At 45.9% G+C, this 23,180-nt stretch carries 11 protein-coding genes; 10 read left to right on the top strand and 1 reads right to left on the bottom strand.

Going from position 1 to position 23,180, the window contains the following annotated elements; genetic code table 11:
- The first annotated feature begins 289 nt into the window (after positions 1-289).
- The 10 genes from DC20_RS18815 to DC20_RS18770 all read left to right on the top strand — a co-directional run bounded on the left by DC20_RS18815 (position 290) and on the right by DC20_RS18770 (position 19,905).
- The gene (locus DC20_RS18815) at positions 290-2,161 is read left to right on the top strand and encodes a DNA topoisomerase IV subunit B (protein WP_062545245.1); all 1,872 of its coding nucleotides are present in this window, start codon (positions 290-292) and stop codon (positions 2,159-2,161) included.
- Entirely contained in the window at positions 2,154-4,901 is a 2,748-nt protein-coding gene (locus DC20_RS18810; protein WP_062545244.1) for a DNA gyrase/topoisomerase IV subunit A, read from the top strand. Before DC20_RS18815 ends, DC20_RS18810 begins: the two co-directional genes overlap by 8 nt.
- 108 nt (positions 4,902-5,009) lie before the next feature.
- Positions 5,010-5,756: a tetratricopeptide repeat protein gene (locus DC20_RS18805; RefSeq protein ID WP_062545243.1), complete on the top strand. Its 747-nt coding sequence runs from the start codon at positions 5,010-5,012 to the stop codon at positions 5,754-5,756.
- 315 nt (positions 5,757-6,071) lie between these two features.
- Positions 6,072-8,516: a DUF5686 family protein gene (locus DC20_RS18800; protein ID WP_083470382.1), complete on the top strand. Its 2,445-nt coding sequence runs from the start codon at positions 6,072-6,074 to the stop codon at positions 8,514-8,516.
- Positions 8,517-8,617: 101 nt separating this feature from the next.
- A complete protein-coding gene (locus DC20_RS18795; RefSeq protein WP_157593249.1) occupies positions 8,618-9,688 on the top strand; it encodes a tetratricopeptide repeat protein in 1,071 nt (356 codons plus the stop codon).
- A 49-nt stretch (positions 9,689-9,737) separates the two neighbouring features.
- Positions 9,738-11,675 (top strand): threonine--tRNA ligase, encoded by a 1,938-nt coding sequence (thrS, locus tag DC20_RS18790; RefSeq protein WP_062545240.1) that lies wholly within the window; start codon positions 9,738-9,740, stop codon positions 11,673-11,675.
- A gap of 112 nt (positions 11,676-11,787) precedes the next feature.
- Positions 11,788-12,318, top strand: coding sequence for a translation initiation factor IF-3 (infC, locus tag DC20_RS18785; protein WP_223808873.1), 531 nt, complete (start codon positions 11,788-11,790; stop codon positions 12,316-12,318).
- A gap of 24 nt (positions 12,319-12,342) precedes the next feature.
- Positions 12,343-12,537, top strand: a complete 195-nt coding sequence (gene rpmI, locus DC20_RS18780; protein WP_062545238.1) for a 50S ribosomal protein L35 — start codon at positions 12,343-12,345, stop codon at positions 12,535-12,537.
- Between the two features lie 82 nt (positions 12,538-12,619).
- On the top strand, positions 12,620-12,964 hold the full coding sequence (rplT, locus tag DC20_RS18775; protein ID WP_062545237.1) for a 50S ribosomal protein L20: 345 nt from the start codon (positions 12,620-12,622) through the stop codon (positions 12,962-12,964).
- An 869-nt stretch (positions 12,965-13,833) separates the two neighbouring features.
- Entirely contained in the window at positions 13,834-19,905 is a 6,072-nt protein-coding gene (locus DC20_RS18770) for a carbohydrate-binding protein (RefSeq protein ID WP_062545236.1), read from the top strand.
- 162 nt (positions 19,906-20,067) lie between these two features.
- Here DC20_RS18770 and DC20_RS18765 read toward each other — a convergent pair whose 3' ends face one another.
- Complete coding sequence (locus tag DC20_RS18765) at positions 20,068-23,082, bottom strand: T9SS type A sorting domain-containing protein (RefSeq protein WP_062545235.1); 3,015 nt, start codon at positions 23,080-23,082, stop codon at positions 20,068-20,070.
- Between the last annotated feature and the right edge of the window lie 98 nt (positions 23,083-23,180).

Below are 23,180 nucleotides of genomic sequence, written 5' to 3'. Positions count from 1 at the left end.
GTTCTATTTTAATACTAATATTATTAGCTTTTTTAAAGCTTTGATTTACAAACACCTTTGATTTTGGCTAAATTTTTAAGCAAAAGCTTATGCTCTGAATGAACTGCTAAGTGCTATATTTGGTTACATATAAACAGAAATACAGCCTTTTTATAGAGTATTCTTGTTATTGGCCCGCTTTTGTATACGAGTTTATTCTGCATTAAAATTGCGTTTTGCGGGTTTAATGCCAAAGTACACGCAAATTTTCTTTTATTTTACCTAATTCTACTAAACCCAAAAGTCTTGTATGGCTGAATTGACTGATGTAACCTACAACGAGGATAGTATACGATCGCTTGATTGGCGTGAACACATCCGGCTGCGTCCGGGTATGTACATTGGCAAGCTGGGCGACGGTTCCTCTCCCGATGATGGGATATACATCCTTGTGAAAGAGGTGATTGACAACTCCATTGATGAGCACATGATGGGGCATGGTCGCACCATTGAAGTAAAGATTTCTGACCATAAAGTGGTAGTCCGCGACTACGGCCGAGGTATTCCATTGGGCAAGGTGATTGATTGCGTGAGTAAGATCAACACTGGTGGTAAATACGACAGCCGCGCCTTCCAAAAATCGGTGGGTCTGAACGGGGTGGGTACCAAGGCGGTGAACGCGTTGTCTTCCAGCTTCAGAATCCAGTCAGTGCGTGAGGGGCAAACCAAAGTGGCCGAGTTTGAGCGTGGTGAGTTAGTCAAAGATGAGCCACTGCAGGAAACAAACCAGCGCAATGGTACCACTACCATCTTTGTGCCTGATGATACCATCTTCAAGAACTACCACTTCATTCCGGAGTTCCTGGAAAACCAGATCTGGAACTATGTATACCTGAACGCAGGTTTGACCATCCATTTCAACGGACAGAAGTATTTGTCTGAAAATGGCCTGAAAGACTTGTTGAGCCGCAAGATTGCCGAAGAAACCATGCGCTACCCTATCATCCACCTAAAAGGCGATGATATTGAGTTAGCCCTTACCCACGGCAATGACTATGGTGAAGAATACTATTCTTTCGTGAACGGACAGTACACCACCCAAGGGGGTACCCACTTAGCTGCTTTTAGAGAAGCCGTGGTAAAGACCGTGCGCGAATTCTATAAGAAAGACTATGATGCCACTGATATCAGGGGATCAATTGTAGGTGCTATTGCTATTCGTGTTCAGGAGCCGGTTTTTGAAAGCCAGACCAAAACCAAATTGGGCTCTATTAACATGAGCCATGAGGGTCATACGGTTCGTGGCTTCGTGAATGATTATGTGAAGGAGCACCTGGACAATTACCTGCACAAGAACCCTGCGGTAGCAGAGGCGCTACGCAAGCGTATTGAGCAAAGTGAGCGGGAACGCAAAGACATGGCTGGTATTAAGAAACTGGCCAACCAACGTGCTAAGAAAGCGAACCTGCACAACAAGAAGTTACGTGACTGCCGCTTCCACTTTGGTGAAAGTAAAGAGTTGGAGAAAGAGGCTTTGACTACCTTGTTCATCACCGAGGGTGACTCCGCATCGGGTTCTATCACTAAGTCGAGAAACGTAGAGTTAGAGGCTGTATTCTCCTTAAGAGGAAAGCCTTTGAACTGCTTCGGGCTGAAGAAGAAAGTGGTATATGAGAACGAAGAATTCAACCTGCTGCAGCACGCCTTGAACATTGAAGAAGGTTTGGAAGGGTTGCGTTACAACCGCGTGGTAGTCGCTACTGATGCTGATGTGGACGGGATGCACATCCGCTTACTGCTAATGACGTTTTTCCTGCAGTTTTTTCCAGATCTGGTGAAAAACGGCCACCTGTACATTCTGGAGACGCCGCTCTTCCGGGTACGAAATAAGAAGGAGACAATCTATTGCTACAACGAGCAGGAAAAGCAGAACGCTATGCGCAAGCTGGGCAAGAACCCTGAGATAACCCGCTTCAAAGGATTAGGAGAGATTTCGCCGGAAGAGTTCGGGAAGTTTATAGGCGAGAACATCCGTCTTGAGCCCGTGATTATGGGCAAGACGGAGCAGAACATCCAAAAGGTCTTGTCTTACTTTATGGGCAAGAACACCCCGGAGCGCCAGCAGTTTATCATTGAGAATCTCAAAATAGAGAAAGATATAGTAGAGGAGGTTTATGCTTAACGAAGAATTGGAAAACGAGAACAACCTGGAACTTGGGGCGGAATTGGAAGGAGAGGAGACCATCCATGACATTACCTCTGTTTCCGGACTGTACGAAAACTGGTTTTTGGACTATGCCTCCTATGTAATATTGGAGCGGGCTGTTCCTGCCCTGGAAGACGGCTTCAAACCAGTGCAGCGCCGCATCATGCACGCCATGAAAGAAATGGACGATGGTCGTTTCAATAAGGTGGCGAACGTGATAGGGCAGACCATGCAGTACCACCCGCACGGCGACGCCTCCATCGGCGATGCCATCGTGAACCTCGGCCAGAAAGACCTGCTTATAGAAACTCAGGGGAACTGGGGGGATGTACGTACTGGTGACAGCGCAGCGGCTCCACGTTACATTGAAGCTCGCCTCACCAAGTTTGCCTTAGATGTAGTATTCAACGCCCAAACCACTGAGTGGCAGTTGAGCTATGATGGCCGTAAAAACGAGCCAGTGACGTTACCGGTGAAATTCCCACTTCTGCTTGCGCAAGGCGTGGAGGGTATTGCCGTGGGTTTGTCTACCAAGATCATGCCCCACAATTTCCGGGAGCTGATCAAGGGATCTATTGACGTACTTAAAGGCCGTAAGACAACCTTGTTGCCAGACTTCCCAACGGGAGGCATGGCAGACTTCACCAATTACAACGGTGGGGGCAGAGGAGGCAAGATCCGTTTACGAGCTACTATTGAGAAAGTTGATAAATCGCTGCTCATCATCCGTGACGTGCCATACGGCACCACCACTACGGCTTTGATGGACTCTATTGTAAAGGCAAGCGAGAACAATAAAATCAAAATCAAAAAAGTAGTCGATAATACGGCGGCCGAGGTGGAGATCCAGGTGCACATACCACCGGGGATTTCTCCTGACCTGACCATTGATGCGCTTTACGCCTTCACTGACTGCGAGGTCTCTATTTCGCCTAACACGTGCGTGATCATTGAAGATAAGCCGCGCTTCCTGAACGTGGATGAATTGCTGCGTCTTTCTACAGTGAAAACCGTTCGGTTACTGGAGCGTGAGCTCGAGATCCGGATGGGTGAACTGGAAGACAAGTGGCACCAGTCTTCTCTGGAGAAGATCTTCATTGAGAACCGTATCTACCGCGACATTGAGGAGTGCGAGACTTGGGAAGCGGTATTGGTAGCCATTGACAAAGGGTTAGATCCATTCAAGCCTATTCTGCGCCGTGAGGTAACCCAGGATGATATTGTGCGCCTGACGGAGATCAAGATCAAGCGTATCTCTAAGTTTGACTCTTTCAAAGCCGATGAGTTCATCAAGAAGCTGGAAGATGAAATGGCTGAGGTGGCAGATAACCTTGCCAACCTTACCCGTTACGCCATCAGCTATTTTGAAGGTCTTTTAGCTAAATACGGCAAAGGCAAAGAGCGCAAAACTCAGATCAGAACCTTTGATGTGGTGTCTGCTCAAAAAGTGGCTGTGGCTAACCAGAAGCTATATGTAAACCGCAAAGACGGATTTGTAGGCTATGGCCTGAAGAAAGACGAGTTCGTGTGCGACTGCTCTGACATGGATGACATTATAGCCATCCGGAAAGACGGCAAGTTCATGGTTTCAAAGATCAGTGATAAGATCTTCATGGGGAAAGACATTGTTCATGTTGGCGTGTACAACAAAAACGATGAGCACATGGTCTATAACATGATCTATGTGGATGGAAAAACCGGTATCTCGTTTGCCAAACGTTTTGCCGTAACTTCCATTACTCGTGACAAAGAGTATGACCTTACTAAGGGCGAGAAAAACTCGAAAGTGGTGTATTTAACCGCTAACCCTAACTCAGAGTCAGAGTTGGTGAGCATCACACTTCAGCCGGCTAGTACTGCAAGGGTAAAACAGTTTGACTTTGATTTTGCTGAATTGCTCATTAAAGGCAAAGGCTCTCAAGGAAACATTGTGACTAAGCACCCTATCAAGAAGGTAGTGCAGAAGGAGCTAGGCGAATCTACCCGTGGTGGACGTGACATCTACTATGATGAGGTGATTGGCCGTCTGAACACCGAGAACCGTGGTCGTTATCTGGGCTCTTTCAACACAGATGATTCTATTCTGGTGATCTACAAAGACGGTACTTACGAGATGACTTCGTTTGATGTGTCTAACCACTATGACGTGCCAAACCTGGAGTTGATCCATAAGTTCTCTCCAGACTTGGTTGTATCAGCAGTGTACACTGAAGGCGAAACCAAGATTACGTATGTGAAACGCTTTGTGGTTGAAACCAGCACCATTGGCAAGCGCTTCATCTTTATCAGTGAAACCAAAGGATCTAAATTATTGGCCGCATCAGTTCATCCGGAACCTAAGGCAGAAATCAAGATTCAGCGGGATAAAAAATCTGAGAAAGAAACTGATAATCTGCTGCTTAGCGACTTTATAGATGTGAAAGGTTGGCGGGCAATGGGCAATAAACTTAACTACTACAAGATCTTTGGTGTAACAATACAAAAAGAGGAAGAAGTAGAGCAAATCAAGCCTAAGTCTGGTACAAAAGTTATAAAGTCTATTAAGATAGAACCAACTATTGTACAAGCTGCAACTACTTCATTTTCAACTGGTGACGAGGTTTTACTTGATTTAGAAACAATAAAACCAGATTTGCAATTGAACGTAGAGAATGAACAAAACGGGGATTTACCAACACCAGCTAAAACACCAAAAAAACAGCTAAACCTGTTTTAGGATTTTTTAAATTGTTTTCGTAGATTACCCGTACGTTGGACTAAACAGACAGAATAACAGGGGTGTATGTGCAGAACATTTAGACTGATGCTTTTAGTGTTAACTCTTATGAGTTTTCCGAACCTTACCTCCCTTGCCGGCGGTTTAGGTTCGGAAAAACTCTTGTGGGAGGCTAACCAATTATTTCGTGAATACAAGGACACTGAAGCCTTGGAAAAATATGAACTCTTGCTTTCTTCCAATCCGGAGTTGCCAGAGGCGCTTACCAAAGCAAGTATCGTGTGCGGCCGTATAGGCAACCGGTTTGCCGATGACACGCATAAAAGTTTGTATTTTCAGAAAGCTTTTGGGTTCGCCCAGAAAGCAATAGAAGTAGACAGTCTTTCTGCAGAGCCTAATTACGTCATGGCTCTTTCCTTAAGCAATCTCTGCCAGACGGTAGCCATCAAAGATCGGATGGTACAGTTAAACCAAATCAAAACCTATTTAGACAAAGCACTAGCGCAGGATGCAAGACATGCAGGTGCCTGGCACCTCAAAGGGCGTTGGGCGTACAAAGTTGCTAACCTTTCCTTTGCTGAGAGATCTGCAAACAAATTGCTGACCCAACTACCGTTGCCTGTTTCCTCCAATGATCAAGCAATCAATGCTTTACTTAAAGCTATTAAACTAGACCCTTCAAATCTATTATACTACTATGATTTAGCAAGGGTGCAGCGCGAGGCTGACCTGAAAAGTGAATGTGTAAGCACCTTGCAAAAAGCATTAGATCAAAAATTGGTTACCACTGAGGATCTTGAATTAAGTAGAAAATGTAAAATGCTTTTGCAGGAAGTACTCAAAGTAAGAGCTTAGTTTACCTCCTTTATTTTATCCCTAAAGATCAAAGGCACTCAACATGTTGAGTGCCTTTGATCTTTAGGGATATTTTGTTTTGCCTGTGTTTTAGAAAAACAATTTATAAACCTATAAATGAATAGGGGTTTATCTAAGTTGTCTGTCTTCTGTGGGAAATTCAAACCTTTTGGTAGAAAGCTAATTATCTTTTTAGCCGGTTGTCTTATCATGCTAAATTAAAATAGCAAAACACAAATATAATTTGCTGCATATTTTCTAAATTAGAAAACCAATGTTTAACATGTGAGAAAGGCGCTAACTTATATTCTCTTAATGATGTGTGCATTGGCAGCGCATGCCCAGACTACCCCTTTAGTGGGGCGAGTTCATGATTCAGAGAACCATAAGGCGCTTGATTATGTCACAGTACACCTGAATTCTGCTAAGGTGCCCGCCTTCACAGATGAATCCGGGCAGTACATCCTCCGCAAGTATTCGCCCACTGATACAGTTACGTTTACCCTTCTTGGGTATAAGCCTATCATAAAGTCCATCAAAGATCTTCAGGCGAAGCCAGACATTGCCATGGTGCGGCAGAGCTATACCCTGCAAGAGGTGGTGGTGCGACCCAGGGAGAACCCTGCCCATCGTATTGTTCGGGCAGCCGCTAAAAACAAACTGAACTACCTGCCCGAGAACCAGGCAGCTATCCAGTTTGGAACCTACACCTTAATGAAGGGAAGCATCTTAGAGCGGGAAGCGAAAGATAAAAAGAAAGGTTTCTCTAAAAGATATGCCCCTTACCTGGACAGCCTCACTATTAGTGATAATCCCTCCCGAACAGCTTCTTTGCCCATCTTTCAATCAGAAACGATTAAGGAAACTTATTATAGCCGGGAACCTCGTAAATCGAAAGAGATTTTAAAAGCCAGCAAGGTGGTAGGAGTGGGCGTAGAGCGTGAAGGCCAGATAGCCCAACTGCTGAACGCACAGGCAGAACACTTCTCTTTGAACCAGAATTGGATGCGCATGTTTGACAAGGACTTTGTAAGTCCTATTGCCAACCAGTGGGCCAGCTATTATGATTATGACTTGGAGGACAGCGTAGAAACCTCCAGTGGCAAAGTGTACCGGCTCAAGATTCTCCCGAAGCGTTCCCAGGATCTCACATTTGAGGGCACTATGTGGATTGCTGATGGCTCTTTCTCCCTCCGCCGGATAGACATCAGGCTAAACAAAGGTGTGGCCCTTAATTTTGTAACAGGTCTGCACATTGTTCAAGCGTGGGATGAAAAGAACCCGTCGTTGCTGCCTGTTTCCAGCAAGCGCCAGTTTCAGATTACTGGGTTACCCGGAACTGATGTGCGATTGTTTGTAGAATCTGTGACTACCTACACCGACCTGGTGGTAGGTCAGCCAAAGCCGGAGGAGTTCTTCGACATGACCCACCAAATCAGTGACTCTGCGTTAAAGTACAAAGAGGATTACTGGCAAGCAGTCCGGCCACAGGCATTTTCCCCTGAAGAACTCAAGCGCGTGCAGGCCATAGCTCAGATCAACAAACTCCCTGAAATCCAGAGTACGGTCAAGCTTATCAGGATTGTGGTGGAAGGGCATATGCCTCTGAACGATAAATTAGAATGGGGACCTGTATTTGGCACCTACGTGTTTAATAAGCTGGAAGGTCACAGAATTCAATTTGGAGGTAGAACCACAGAGGCCTTTCACCCAAACTGGATCTTAAATGGGTACCTTGGGTACGGAACCAGAGATGAATCTTTTAAAAGCCTGCTTAACATCAGGTACATAGCCAATCGTCAGCAATGGACAGAGTGGGGGGTAAGCTACTTGAATGATGTAGGACCCGCTTCTCTTGACCTAAACAATTCGCAACTCAATAGCTTGTTTTTCTCAGCTTTCAGGTGGGGGAAGATGAATTTTCCTTACCAGCAAGAACGAATGCAAATGTGGGCCGAGCGGGAATGGCTTCCTGGTTTTCGGCAGCGAGTTACTTTCCGGCATACCAATTACCGTCCAGAATTTGACACCAAACTAATGGGCGGTGAGAAAGATGGCTCTCCATTTGGGGTATTCAGTACCACAGATGTTTCTCTTAGCTTGCGTTACTCCCCAGACTTGAAAATGCTGATCCGGCACTACGAGAAGATTCCAATCTCCAACTCTAATGCCCCAATATTTGGATTAGATGTTTCCGCTGGGATTAGAGGGGTAATGAATTCAGATTTAAACTACCAGGAAGTAGCCTTGTCTGTGGAACAGCGGGTGCGGGCAGGCATCTTTGGGTATGGACGCTATTACCTGAAAGCAGGCAAAACTTTCTCTAAAGTTCCGCTGCCTATGCTGCAAGTACCCATTGGGAACGAGACCCCCTTCTTTATTTTGCACGGGTACAACCTGATGCCGTTCTTCTCTTTTGCAACTGATGAATATGTGTCACTACGGTATGATCACCATTTTGAAGGTGCTTTTTCTATCACCAACCGGTTGCCCTTGCTAAAGAAAACCAAAATGTTGCTGGTGGCTGGAGGTGCCGTATTATACGGTCGCTTGTCTGACAAAAACAAACCAACTCAAACCGTAGGTCCTGAGCAAAGCAGGAACTTCCGTAGCTTGGGTAAAACTCCTTATGCTGAAGTGAATGTGGGCTTTAAAAATATATTTCAATTGCTGAGGGTAGATTTGGTGCACAGGCTTACTTATAAAGAGCTTGATTCACCCTTGTGGGGAGTTCGTCTGTCAGTGTCGGTAAACCCATAGAATTTCAATGCTGTTTTTGAAAAACGAAGCCAAAGAACAGGAGAACTAATCGGGAAATGGTACCTTCGCTTTCTCATCATCTACGGCAGTTTATTTCAAGCATGCGTTATTCTTCTTTGATTTTGTGGCTAGGCGCAGCATTCTTCACAGCCTGCTCTCAGAAAAATGCTGAAGAAAGAATGTTCAACCCACAGAAGGTGGATAGCAGTGTTCCCACGCATATTAAAGAAATAAGCCGGGCGCTGGAGCAGCGTAACCCCCAGCCAGAATGGTATGTGAAGCGGGCCAAGCTCTACCTAGCCCAGGAAAAGCCTGAACCAGCTTTAAAAGACCTTACCACTGCCACGGTTTTAGATCCATCTTTAGGAGAGGCTTATTTCTGGAAGGCAAAAGTCATGGTGAGCCGCAGCCAATACCAGGACGCCATGAAGATGATGATGCAAGCAAATGCCTTCAGCTTCTACACTCCAGAATCTGAGGCTATTTTAGCAGAGACGTACGTAGGTTTAAAACAATACAAAAGAGCGCTAAACCATGGCAACAAAGCCATTAAATTAAACCCCGGAGAAGCAAAGTACTACGTCTTAATGGCGAAGGCACAAACCGGAACCGGTGACACCACGCGTGCTTTGTACAACTTACAAAGAGCCCTGGTAAGTGATTCAGTTTCTCTTCCTGCTTACCGAGAACTAAGTGCCATCTATACTGCCAGAAGGTTATATGATGTGGCGTATCCCTTGGTTAACCACGGAGTTAGAAAGCAGCCGAAAGATGCGTTTTGGTGGCAGCAACTGGGGACCATCTTCCTAAACCGGAACTTGTCTGACACTGCTTTAGCCTGTTTCTCCAGGTCTGTAAACTTACAACCGAATCAGCCGGAGGGGTATGCCGGGTTGGGAGAAGCCTGGTACAAGAAAAGGCAGTACAGCACCGCACTACCACTGTTGCTCAAAGCACAGGAATTGGGTCTAAAGTTAACGGAGCACAACCGTTGGGTTCTGGCTTCTTGCCTTGAGTGGACCGGGCAAAAAGATGCTGCCAGACTTCATTATGTTTTTTTAACCAGAAAATATCCACAGAACCGGAGGTATAGTGTAGCTTTGCAACGAACCAGAAGGCAGGTTCCAAAGCGCCCAATTGTAGATACTTTGAGCACTATATCTGTTTTTTAGCTATTTTGCCAAAAACAAGCCAAAACAAAGAAGTTTTATTACTTTCAATATGATCAACATTACCTTACCAGACGGTTCGGTCCGTGAGTACCAGGAAGGTGTAACCGGCATTGAAATTGCCGCCTCTATTAGTGAAGGTTTAGCACGCAACGTGTTAGCTGTGAAAGTAAACGGCCAGGTTTGGGATTTAACTCGACCTATCCCACAGGATGCATCTATCCAGTTACTGACCTGGAACGATGATGAAGGAAAAGCAACCTACTGGCACTCGTCTGCCCACTTAATGGCTGAGGCGTTGGAAGCTCTTTACCCGGGGGTGAAGCTAGGGATTGGTCCAGCCATTGAAAACGGCTTCTATTATGACATAGACTTAGGCGAAGGTAAAACCCTATCTCAGGAAGACTTTTCGGCCATAGAGCAGAAAATGCTGGAACTTGCCCGTCAGAAAAGCGAGTTCGTTCGCCAGCCCGTAAGCAAAGCCGATGCAATTGCTTACTTCACGGAGAAAAACGATCCTTATAAATTAGATTTGCTTCAGAACCTGGAAGATGGTTCTATCACGTTCTACACCCAAGGAAACTTCACAGACCTTTGCCGCGGACCACACATCCCCAACACAGGTTTTATCAAGGCTGCCAAACTCATGAACGTAGCTGGTGCTTATTGGCGCGGAGACGAAAAGAGCAAGCAGTTAACCCGAGTGTACGCTATCACTTTCCCTAAGCAAAAAGATCTCACTGAGTACTTGGAGCGCTTGGAGGAAGCCAAACGCCGTGACCACCGCAAGCTGGGCAAGGAAATGGAGCTTTTTGCCTTCTCCGAAAAGGTAGGTATGGGCTTACCGCTCTGGTTACCAAAAGGCACCCTGCTTCGGGAGCGTTTAGAACAATTCATGCGAAAAGCGCAGATGAAAGCCGGGTACCAACCGGTAGTCACTCCGCACATTGGCTCTAAGGAATTGTACGTGACCTCAGGGCACTACGAAAAGTATGGAGCTGACTCGTTTCAGCCAATCAGAACCCCGAATGAAAATGAGGAGTTCTTCCTGAAACCTATGAACTGCCCGCATCACTGCGAAATCTATAAGACACGTCCAAGGTCTTACAAAGAGTTGCCGGTACGATTGGCAGAGTTCGGAACGGTTTACCGCTATGAACAAAGTGGTGAGTTGCATGGCTTGACCCGTGTTCGTGGCTTTACGCAGGATGATGCACACATCTTCTGCCGCCCAGATCAGGTAAAACAAGAGTTCACTAAAGTAATTGACCTGGTGTTGTACGTATTCAAGGCATTGGGCTTTGACAACTATACTGCCCAAATCTCTTTGCGTGATCCTGAAAACAAAACCAAGTACATTGGTTCCGATGAGCTATGGGAGAAAGCAGAACGCGCTATTATTGAGGCTGCTACTGAGAAAGGCCTGCCTACCGTAACGGAGCTGGGAGAAGCCGCCTTCTATGGTCCTAAACTGGACTTCATGGTGAAAGACGCTTTAGGCCGTAAGTGGCAGTTAGGAACTATTCAGGTTGATTACAACCTGCCCGAGCGTTTTGACCTTGAATACATTGGTGCCGATAATGAGAAACATCGGCCGGTGATGATTCACCGGGCACCATTTGGTTCTTTGGAGCGCTTTGTGGCGGTGCTCATTGAACACTGTGGTGGTAACTTCCCGCTATGGCTCAGCCCAGACCAGGTGGCCATTCTGCCTATCTCAGAAAAATATCATGAGTACGCGCATCAGGTAAATGAACAATTAGCCGAGCAGGACATTAGAGGGTACATTGATACCCGTGATGAAAAAATTGGCCGTAAAATCCGGGATGCAGAAGTAAGTAAAGTGCCTTACATGATCATTGTAGGGGAGAAAGAACAGGAAAACCAAATTGTTTCTGTACGTAAACACGGCTTGGGAGACATGGGTACGTTGCGCGTAGATGCCTTCGTAGACAACTTCCGGGCAGTACTTTCTGAACTGCTTACTTGAAAATATTAGAAATATACTTTTAATTTACAGGGAAAAAGGCGATATTCGCACCCTGATTGTGAAATCTTAAACTTTAGGAGGTACAACTATTTCTACGAATAACAGACGCTACGTGCCACGTGGCAAGGTCGAAGAACCTTATCGTATCAATCAGCGCATCACCGGCGTCCGCGACGTGCGGGTGGTAGGTGAGAACGTGGAGCCAGGTGTATACAGCATAGACCAAGCCCGCCGTCTTGCCACAGAGCAGAACCTGGACTTGGTAGAGATATCGCCCAAGGCAGATCCGCCCGTTTGCCGTATTATTGATTATTCAAAATTCAAATACGAGCAAAAGAAGAAGCAGCGGGAAATGAAGGCTAAAACCACGAAAGTGGTGATGAAAGAAATCAGGTTCGGTCCTAACACCGATGACCACGATTTCGAGTTCAAGCTGAAGCATGCCCGCCAGTTCCTGGGTGAAGGTGCAAAAGTGAAGGCTTATGTGCACTTTGTTGGCCGAACAATTGTCTTCAAAGAGCGTGGTGAGTTACTTTTGCTTAAGTTTGCCCAAGCGTTGGAAGACGTGGCGAAAGTAGAGCAGTTGCCAAAGCTAGAGGGGAAACGGATGTTTCTTTTCCTGGGACCAAAGGTGAAAAAATAACAGTACACTTTTATATACACCCAAATGCCAAAGATGAAAAGCAAATCAGGGGCTAAGAAGCGATTCACCCTGACAGGTACTGGCAAAGTAAAGCGTAAACATGCTTTCAAAAGCCACATCCTGACCAAAAAGACCACCAAGCAGAAGAGAAATCTTACTCACACCGGACTGGTAAGCGAAGCTGATCAAGCCAACGTGTTAAGAATGCTTGCGTCTTAACCCATTCAATTAACCAATTGTTTCAACGGGAACTGGTAACTAAGCATTAAACCGAAATCACCAGCCCCAAAAAAAAGTAGAAATGCCTAGATCGGTAAACACCGTGGCGGCCCGCCACAAGAGAAAAAGAATAATGAAAATGGCCAAAGGTTACTTTGGTCGTAGAAAAAACGTTTGGACAGTAGCCAAAAACGCGGTTGAAAAAGGTCTATTATATGCCTACCGTGACAGAAAGGTGAAGAAAAGAGACTTCCGTTCTCTTTGGATTCAGCGTATCAATGCTGCAGCCCGTATTAACGGTCTGTCTTATTCTCAGTTAATGGGAGGTTTGAAAAAAGCCAACATCAACCTAAACCGTAAGGTTTTAGCTGATTTAGCCTTGAACCATCCAGAAGCTTTCACCGGAATTGTTGAGAAAGTAAGATAAGCTTTCCTGCTCATACCATTTGAAAAGCCTAGCATAAGCTAGGCTTTTTTTTGTGCTTTATGGTAGACATAAGCTATGTTCTTATCAACTATTTCTCCTTTAGCCTTTATCTATATAATGTTTCAACACTCTGCCTTTTATTTACAGCAATGTAGAAGTAGGTACTTATAATATCTACATGCTTCTTGTAAAACCAGGAGCAGCATAGGACAAGGTATGCTCGCTATCAGAGTAAATTAGGGTTAAATTTTATTTAATAGGCTAAAATTCTAAGTCGTTTCCTGCCCTGATTTAAAAAAGGAACCAGAAACTTTATGCCACAAGGTCATCCTCTAATCTAATGATAATGGCTAATTAAAAATAAATAATCAATAAGTATTGATTTCTATTATTAACGAGTGTATACAAAGTAATGTATTTACATATCATGTACATACTACATTGAAAATCAGCTACTTACATTATGTATAATAAGGAATAATGCAATAGTGAGGTAATTGTTTTCAGCAAAGGGATTTTTTGACAGATATAAAAATTTATAAACTCTTATCAATCAGAAAGTACCGATAAAAAAAATATTTTCATTTAAAGCTGTTTTTAAATAAATCTAAATAAAATATGAATTGTACAAGCCACTTTGAAAGGCGAGTTTAAATGTTTTAGAAGCTGTTTCTATTATATAAAAATAGGACTTTTTAGGATGATGCCTAAGCTAAGTATACGAATATAAGTTATATATAGAATTAACAATATTAATATTGTGTTAACAGAAATTTTATTTAAAAATTAATTGAAGTAGTTTTGTCCAGAATTCGTTTCCGCAACTTGCTTTAAACGTCCTATCTCATCATTGGTTACAACTTTAAATAATGAAATTAGGTTTTTTACGCTCATTCATTGCCTTATCACTCTTTTTAAGTTCTTTTTCGGCTTTCTCTCAGCAGCCAACTGCTAACGAAAGGGTAACTCCTTATACTGCTATCTTCGGATATGGTAGTAATATGGGGTATTATGCCAATGGTTGGAATGACAGAAATCTGGCAGGTTTAGTCAGTAAAGCCGGGGGTAATTCCATCAGGCCTACTTTGCCAGAGACCTTTGTTGATACCTGGGGATATAATGTAAGGTTAAGCGAATTTCAGTACTACGCGAACACCTTGGGTATGAAGGAAATTACGTGTTTTATTGAAGGTCCTACAGAAGCGCACCGTGATAAAACTACTTACCCTGGGGCTCATACTTCCTCTAAAGTATTTGCCAACTTATATGTGCCCATCTGGAATGCAGATGGTACTGTAAACCCTAATAACTACTATGCTAATTACGTTTTCAAATTGGTGCAAACGTATGGACCTTACGTAAAGAACTGGGAGGTTTACAACGAGCCAGACATAGGAAATAACAACCCAACCGACTGGTTGACGCGAGCGCCCCTTCCTGGTGAGATGGAAAACATTCAGGCGCCCTTCTCACACTACATCCGCATGCTCCGCATTACATGGGAGGTGGTAAAGAAGTATAACCCAGATGATCACGTAACTCCGGGCGGTATTGGCCACTCTACTTATCTTGACGCTCTGCTGCGTTACACAGATAACCCTAACGGTGGTACCGTTACCAGCGAGTTCCCACACAAAGGCGGCGCTTACTTTGACATGGTGAGCTATCACGTGTATCCTTCTTTCTTCCTGCGGGTATGGGATAACTCCATAGGAGGGTTCAAATACTTGCGGAACTCAGACTATGCTGCTGCCCAGGTGATCAACCATAAAAATGGTTTTGAAGCTGTTTTACAAAAATACGGGTATAACGGGGCCACTTACCCTAAAAAGCACTACATCGTTACTGAAACCAACATCAGCCGCCGCACCAATGATTGGCGGTACGGTTCAGATGAGATGCAACGCAACTTTGGTATCAAAGCCATGGTGCTTGCCCAAAAGAATGAAATCAAACAGATACACATCTATGGAGTAGGCGAAAATGTTACTGCTCCCGGTGTCAATGACTTGGTATCTAGTAATGTTGAATACGGACTCATGGGGCTTTATGAAAACCTGACAAGAGACGCTCCAGGAGTTGAAAAATTTACACAGTTGGGAAGCGGAATAAAAACTACTTCTCAGCTCTTATTAGGTTTCAGTTATGACGCTGGGCAAACAGCTGCCTTAAACTTACCAGCTGGAGTAGAAGGAGGAGCCTTCAGAAAGGGCACCGAATTAGTTTACGTTCTATGGGCCAAAAACCCTAATGACAAAACTGAAAACTATACCCAGCCTTATTCATTCCCATCTTCTTTAAACATATCTAAATTAGACCGCTTCGAGTGGGATTTTGGAACCACAGGCGCTATAACTCAGGCCGCACCAACCGGACTAACGCTTAATACAAGCCCATCCTTCTTCAAGGCTACCACCAGTTCTGTAACAAAGCAAAACCAGACCATCACCTTTGCACCCATAGGAGCAAAAACCATTGAGCAAAGTCCAACTGTCACTTTAGAAGCCACAGCATCTTCAGGATTAACGGTAGCTTTCAATGTGACTTCCGGACCAGCCACCTTAAGCGGAAATACGTTAACCCTTACCGGAACGGGTACTGTAACTGTTGAAGCTACCCAAAGCGGAAATACTACTTACAACGCTGCTCCAGCAGTAACCCAAAGCTTTGAAGTTACCTCTTCCACACAAGCAAACTCCACCAGAATTGAGGCCGAACGTTACACGAGCATGAGCGGCGTGCAGGTGGAAAACACCTCAGACGTGGGCGGTGGTCAGAACGTGGGCTACATTGACACCAACGACTGGATGAACTACTCAGTGAGCGTGAGCTCGGCGGGCACCTACAACGTAAGTTTCCGGGTAGCCACAGGCAACACCGGCGGCCGTTTCGAGGTGCGCAGCGCCTCAGGCGCAGTACTGGCCACAGTGGACGTTCCGCAGACGGGTGGCTGGCAAGCCTGGCAGACGGTGAGCGCCCCTGTGGCCCTTGCTGCTGGTACGCAGACCCTGCAGCTTTACGTAAGGGGCGGCGGCTGGAACATCAACTGGCTGGAGATTGGCGGTACCTTTACTACTGCTCCTACGGCTAATGTGACCCCAATTATTACTTTCCCTGCTTTAGCAAATAAAATGGTAGGTGATGCAGACTTTACGTTGAACGCCACCAGTACCAACACCACAGCTCCTATCACCTTTACTTCTTCTAATCCGTCTATAGTTTCTGTTTCAAACTCTACGGGTATATGGAAAGCAACAGTAGTAGGGGCAGGTACTGCTAACATTACCGCTTTACAAGCGGCGAGCTCGGGGTACAATGCTGCTGAAAATGTGACCAGATCTATTACGGTAACCCAAACCTCTACCTCAACCGCCAAGTCCTTCCCTGGTTTGATCCAGGCGGAAGCTTACGACGGCATGTTTGGCATGCAGAAGGAGACCACCGGCGACACGGGCGGGGGGCAGAACCTGGGCTACGTGGACGACAACGACTGGGTGGACTACCGGGTGAACGCGGCCTCTGCGGGCACCTACACCCTCAACCTGCGCGTGGCCTCCACCAGCACCACCGGCATCATCGAGGTGCGCAACTCCGCGGCTGCCGTGCTCGGCTCGGTGAGCGTGCCCAACACGGGCGGCTGGCAAACCTACACCACCCTCAAGACCACGGTCACGCTACCGGCCGGCGAGCAGACCCTGCGCATCTACGCCAGGAAGGGCGCCTGGAACTTCAACTGGTTTGAGGGCGTGTCTTCTTCCAGCTCTGAAACTCAATCACAAGCAGTTATCACTTTCCCTGCCTTGATCGAGCGTACAGTAGGTAATCCTTCATTTGAGTTAACTGCTACCAGTACTAACACCAGCACCCCAATTAGCTTTACTTCTGCAAACCCGGGTGTAGTATCAGTATCAAACGCTTCAGGAAAATGGATGGCTACCATTGTGGCCGCAGGTACAGCAACTATCACGGCTTCTCAGCCTGCTGGTTCTGGCTACTTAGCAGCAAACAATGTATCACAGCAACAGGTAGTAAATCCGGCTTCTACCACCACTTCAGCCAAGGCTTTCCCTGGTTTGATCCAGGCTGAAGCTTACGACGCTATGTTTGGTGTGCAAAAAGAAACCACCGGTGACGCGGGTGGGGGGCAGAACGTAGGCTATACTGACGCAAACGATTGGATGAACTACTCTGTGAGCGTGGCTTCGGCGGGTACCTACACCATAAATCTGCGCGTGGCTTCCCCTAACAACACCGGCGCCATAGAGGTTAGGAACTCAGCTGGCACTACTCTGGCTTCTGTGGCCGTGCCCAACACAGGTGGTTGGCAGACCTGGCAGACGGTAAGTGTGCCAGTGGCGCTGACCTCCGGGACTCAGATTCTGCAACTGTACGTAAAGAGCGGCGGATGGAACATCAACTGGTTTGAGGGAGCAACCTCTACCAACACTACTATCGTCTCCACGGCCAAGTCCTTCCCTGGTTTGATCCAGGCGGAGGCCTACGACGGCATGTTTGGCATGCAGAAGGAGACCACCGGCGACACGGGCGGGGGGCAGAACCTGGGCTACGTGGACGACAACGACTGGGTGGACTACCGGGTGAACGCGGCCTCTGCGGGCACCTACACCCTCAACCTGCGCGTGGCCTCCACCAGCACCACCGGCATCATCGAGGTGCGCAACTCCGCGGCTGCCGTGCTCGGCTCGGTGAGCGTGCCCAACACGGGCGGCTGGCAAACCTACACCACCCTCAAGACCACGGTCACGCTACCGGCCGGCGAGCAGACCCTGCGCATCTACGCCAGGAAGGGCGCCTGGAACTTCAACTGGTTTGAGGGCGTGTCTTCTTCCAGCACCAGCACCAGCACCACTCTTGCTCAAGCGCCTTCTTCAACAGGCAGCATCACAGTTCAAGTTCAATTTGCCACCACACCTACTTCGGCAAGCGCCTCTTTTGCTGACATGAAGTACAACAAGTCTCTTGGTTTCTTATTTGTGTCTGATGATGGCCACTTAAGTAATTATAACCTGGTATATAAAGTGCTGAATGGCGGAACAGCCATTGATGGAAAAACCTACCCTAAGGTTACTTACACAGACGGGGCCGGTAACTCTGTAGGCTATAAATGGAGCTTTGCCATTAATGGCAGGGGAGATGAAACTGGTAACACGGTTTACACGCAATATCCGCAGTTAATTGAGATGGTAAAGAGCGGGTTTGACTTAATGAACCATACCGATAGCCATGGTGGGTTCCACCGCTACAAAGAGATCAAGGACCTTGAGAAAGAAATCTTCCAAAATACAGGTTATAGAACCAGAACTGGTGTAATCCCCACCGCAGACGAAGGGTTCGTTTCTGCCTGGATGCAAGAGGGTTACAAATTTGTTGGAAGTACCTTTGGAGTTGCCGCTTCAAGAGATGGCTATGATGCCTTTGTAAACTGGAATGACCGTGCCATTATCCAAAGCATGAACACGAACCATCTGCTGGTTTCCCGCTTTAACATGGATGGCATGTGGAAGGCTGACTTAGGAAGTGCCGATAGTTGGGTAGATGGTATGTTTGCTGCTGCAGCAAACGGCAACAAGATTATGGCTCACGCCTTCTCTCACGGACCTGGTGGAGCAGGTGAGGTGCAATACTTTAAACAGTTTATAGATTACGTTAAAAATCACCCTTCAAACAATGACAAAGTTTGGATAGCGGGCGCTCAGGAGTTTGCTGAATACTTTGAGACTAAAGAAAACGTGGTGAAATCTGAGGTACTTTCAGGAAATACCTTAACCATCACGCTGGATTTGTCTAAAGTTTCTGATCGGAATAAACTAAGAGACATGTCCTTATTGGTAAACAGCTCTGCTTCTATCAGTGGGGTTACCGTAACGGGTGCAGATGGTTTCTCTTATAACTTGGGTACCAAACTGATCAACATCTATGAAGCAAATGAGAATGTTTCGTCTCCGTTCATCGATCCAACTCCACCACAAATCACTTCTGTGAAGGCCAGCGGCAATAAGCTGACCATCACGTATGATAAAGCTGTCACACAGTCTGGTGTTGCAGGCTATGAAGTAGCCGGTAATTCTGTAACTAGCATGACTGGAAGTGGTACCACCTGGACTCTTTCTCTGCAGACCAACTGGGTATCTGGACAGAAGCTAACGTACCGTATGCACCAAGGTAACGCAGCTGGTAACGGCTTAAAGGTTACTTCTTACATTGAGCATCCTATTGATACCGAAAATGCAAGTGTGATTGGTAGTTCCACCAGAATAGAGGCCGAGCGTTACACGAACATGAGCGGCGTGCAGGTGGAGAACACCTCAGACGTGGGCGGTGGGCAGAACCTAAGCTATATAGACCCCAATGACTGGATGAACTACTCAGTGAATGTATCTTCTAGCGGAACTTACACCATCAACCTGCGGGTAGCTTCGCCGATCAACACAGGTGCCATTGAAGTGCGTAACTCTAATGGAACCGTACTTGGCTCAGTAAATGTGCCTAACACTGGCGGCTGGCAGAACTGGCAGACGGTGAGCGTTCCGGTTAACCTGGTTTCAGGAACCCAGACACTGCAACTTTATGTGAGAGGCGGCGGCTGGAACTTCAATTGGTTGGAGATAGGCAGCGGAATGACACAAGTACAGTCTGCCACGTCTATCAGCTCAGAGGAAGATGCATTTGCCATTAAATGGAATATTTACCCTAACCCAACCCCTGACAAAGTTCAGGTGCAAATTGGAAAGCAGATCACAGGTGAGGTAAGTTTGGAACTCATCAATGCGGCTGGCAAAGTGATAAAGCATAGTACTCTGAAGAAAACTTCGGAGGAGGTCACCCAAACCATTCCTCTGGAAGATCTTACCAATGGCATGTACTTCCTACGTCTAAGAGCAAAAGGATTTTCTGAGGTGAAGAAAATCATCAAACAGTAGTAAGTATTTAACCATAAGTTGAAGTAAAGCTTAGGGATTGAAAGTGAACATAAGTTCGTTTATCTTTTAAAAGAACTTTATTCCTGAAGACACTTAGTGTATAACAAAAAGGCCGGAGCATTTGCCCCGGCCTTTTTGTATTTCAAAGGAGTCTATCCAAGACTACTTTCTATGCATGAGTCTGATCACTTTAGTTGTTTTTCCAGTTTTCAGGCGGGCAATGTAGATACCTGATGGCAAGCTTCCGTCAAGGTTGAAGCTATAGCTTCTTCCTGCTTCGGCTTTTCCAACACTTACCTTTTTAACAACCCTGCCATTCATGTCATGGATTTCCAAAGTGTATGCTCCCGCTTCACGAAGAGTAAAGTTGATGGTTGCAGACTCAGTGTATGGGTTAGGATATGCACTGAGTTCTATACCTTGGCCAACAGCGGAGGTTTTACCAGAAGCTACCACAGAAGAAGAGCTAGTGGATCTTATCACAGCGTTTTGATTATTAAGCGGGCAGCCAAGATTATTTGCTCTGTCTAACTCATTTTTAAGTGCTTCTGCGCTTGTGTATGTAACTCCATTTAATGTTGTAGTTCCATTCATAAACATTTCTCTTACAGCCCTTAAAATATCATCTGTCGAATACGGATAATTAACTACTGGATGGCATGCATTAAGTAGGGCGGCTGTCGATGCACGTGCCAAAGCATTGTAATTTCCACCTCCTAAATCAAGAGCACCTGCCAAAGTCAGAGATTGATTGAGTCCTCTACGATTGGAAATTCCGAATGTAGTTAAGAAGTTATTAAAAGGTGCATAGCCACAACCCCATGCTTCAGGATGGTTTTTCCAGTAACCAGGAGTACAACCTTGTAAAGGAATACAGTTTGTGGCTGGATTGATAATGACTGTACAAGTTCTGGTGAAGCAGTCATCCCTTACAGTAAGAGTATAGGTTCCGGCAGGTAGGTTACTTACTGTAGGACTATTTCCAACAACCATACCTGCAGAGTTAATCCAGCTGTAGCTTACATTGCCTACTGCGTTAGTTACAGTTCCCGCGGTGACGGAACCAGTATTTGGGCCGTCACAAGTAACGTCCGTTTTAGAGCAAGGTCCTAATTGAAGAGAAGAGTTAGGCTGAGTAACGGCAATTGGACCGAAAGTGTCTCTACAGTCATTTGCATCTTTTACGTGAACTGTATAAGGGCTTCTTGCTGCGTTTACTGTGAAAGTAGCACTTGATTGCCAATTTACGCCATCAAGACTATATTGATACGGTCCTGTTCCTCCCATAGCAGAGGCAGTCAATGTAGTAGATCCACCAAAACAGCTAATGGTTCCAGCACGGCCACCTGCAACAAGTTCAGCAGGTTGCCCTATAGTGATAGGGTCAGCAGCATCTCTACAGTTGTTGGCGTCTTTAACCTGAATCGTGTAGGTTCCCGCACTCACAGTGAAGTTGGGGTCAGGCTGCCAATCAGTGCCATTAATACTGTACTGGTAAGGCCCCGTTCCACCGCTTGCCGAGCCGGTTAAGGTGGTAGTACCTCCAAAACAAGCAATTGTTCCAGCAGATCGCCCAGCAACTACTACATCAGGAGCAGTAATTGGGATTGGATCTGAAGCGTCTGTACAATTATTAGCATCTATAACATGAATCGTGTAGGTACCTGCACCCACAGTGAAACTCGGAGAAGATTGATACTCTCCATCATTCAATTTAAATCTATAAGGTGCTGTTCCACCTGTTGCACTTGCAGTTAGGGTTGTTGTACCTCCGTGACAAGTAATAGGGGCACCTACAACACCATTTGCCACAAGAGCATCCGGTTGGCTTATGGTGATCGGGTCAGCCGCATCAATACAGTTGTTGGCGTCCTTGACATGGATTGTATAGGTTCCTGCGGCCACCGTAAAGTTCGGGTCGTTCTGCCAGGTGGTACCGTTGATGCTGTACTGGTAAGCGCCTGTACCTCCAGTGGCGGAGCCGGTAAGGGTTGTGGTTCCCCCGCGACAAGCAATAGTTCCGGCTGACCTTCCCGCTACTAGTGCATCCGGTTGGCCTATGGTGATCGGGTCAGCCGCATCAATACAGTTGTTGGCGTCTTTCACCTGAACCGTATAAGTGCCTGCTGTAACCGTAAAGTTAGAGCTTGACTGCCAAGTGGTACCGTTAAGACTGTATTGGTAAGCTCCTGTTCCTCCGCTCGCCGAACCGGTCAAGGTGGTGGTTTCTCCATGGCAAGAGATTGTTCCGGCAGATCTTCCTGCCACCAACTCAGCTGGTTCAGAAATGATTACTGGTCCACCTGTAGCTACACAAGGGTTTGGAGATTGAGAGTCTTTGACATAAACTGAATAAGAACCTTCTTCAACTGTAAAGTTAGGTGATGACTGGTAGTTAACACCATCAATACTGTATTGATAAGGACCAACTCCGCCAGAAGCAACTGCATTTAATGTAGTTGTACCGCCATGACAATTAATTGTTCCAGCTGTGGCATTAGCTGAAAGGAGTGGGATGATAACAATATCAGCTGGTCTTCCGCATTTTGGATCTATATTACAGAAATTGTCTTTCAACTCTGTGCATTGTCTGTTGTCACCTGTAGATGCGTCAGTCCAAGCTAGATAAACATCAGTCAGCGTTAAAGTCTGCCCGCAGGTATAAGTAATTGCATCATTGAAGGTTATAGTTGAAGTCTCCCCTGGGGGTACTGGACTAACGCAATCTTTAAAATAAACTTCCTGGGTAGAGCCATCAGGATTTGTCTTCACTAAAATCGCAAAAACGGCAAAAGAGGTTCTTGTGGAACCTGTTTTATTGAATAAATTAAAGTTTAGATCTGCAGTTACTTGCCCACTAGTGCAGGAGCATTGATCTGCAGTCAAAAAAGCTTTTGTAACTTGTAAATCTTGAGAAACGCAATGAGGTGGATCTAAATCCCCATTAGGTTTTGTACACCGAGGGTGGGAAACAGTTTGAGCAAAAACATTCCCTGCAAACAGGAAAAAAGTCATAACCGTCAAGACGTAACGCCAGAAATTCTGGAAGTTTTCCGTTGCGACTGAACAATTGTAAGAGTTAACCATGATTTTGATTTGATTTAATGTTGGGATTGATTTTAGGATTTCAGGTACAAAATCACAAAGTGATTCCAGCCCAGAAATGGATGTGACCATTCATGGAAGGTTTGTGCAGCGGCTTATACCTCTATTTGACGAGATATAAATTGTGTGTTAGGTGGGTGTTGTGTTCTTCTTTCTCGTTTATTTTGATG

The organism is Rufibacter tibetensis, from assembly GCF_001310085.1.
GTDB lineage: Bacteria > Bacteroidota > Bacteroidia > Cytophagales > Hymenobacteraceae > Nibribacter > Nibribacter tibetensis.
The sequence above is the reverse complement of the archived record's forward strand: the minus strand, read 5'-3'. Positions and strand labels throughout refer to the sequence as shown.

Excerpts from the sequence above, each read along its gene's own strand:
- DC20_RS18815 (WP_062545245.1), top strand. The coding sequence starts at position 290 with ATGGCTGAATTGACTGATGTAACCTACAACGAGGATAGTATACGATCG.
- DC20_RS18810 (WP_062545244.1), top strand. The coding sequence starts at position 2,154 with ATGCTTAACGAAGAATTGGAAAACGAGAACAACCTGGAACTTGGGGCG.
- DC20_RS18805 (WP_062545243.1), top strand. The coding sequence starts at position 5,010 with ATGAGTTTTCCGAACCTTACCTCCCTTGCCGGCGGTTTAGGTTCGGAA.
- DC20_RS18800 (WP_083470382.1), top strand. The coding sequence starts at position 6,072 with ATGATGTGTGCATTGGCAGCGCATGCCCAGACTACCCCTTTAGTGGGG.
- DC20_RS18795 (WP_157593249.1), top strand. The coding sequence starts at position 8,618 with ATGCGTTATTCTTCTTTGATTTTGTGGCTAGGCGCAGCATTCTTCACA.
- thrS (WP_062545240.1), top strand. The coding sequence starts at position 9,738 with ATGATCAACATTACCTTACCAGACGGTTCGGTCCGTGAGTACCAGGAA.
- rpmI (WP_062545238.1), top strand. The coding sequence starts at position 12,343 with ATGCCAAAGATGAAAAGCAAATCAGGGGCTAAGAAGCGATTCACCCTG.
- rplT (WP_062545237.1), top strand. The coding sequence starts at position 12,620 with ATGCCTAGATCGGTAAACACCGTGGCGGCCCGCCACAAGAGAAAAAGA.
- DC20_RS18770 (WP_062545236.1), top strand. The coding sequence starts at position 13,834 with ATGAAATTAGGTTTTTTACGCTCATTCATTGCCTTATCACTCTTTTTA.
- DC20_RS18765 (WP_062545235.1), bottom strand. The coding sequence starts at position 23,082 with ATGGTCACATCCATTTCTGGGCTGGAATCACTTTGTGATTTTGTACCT.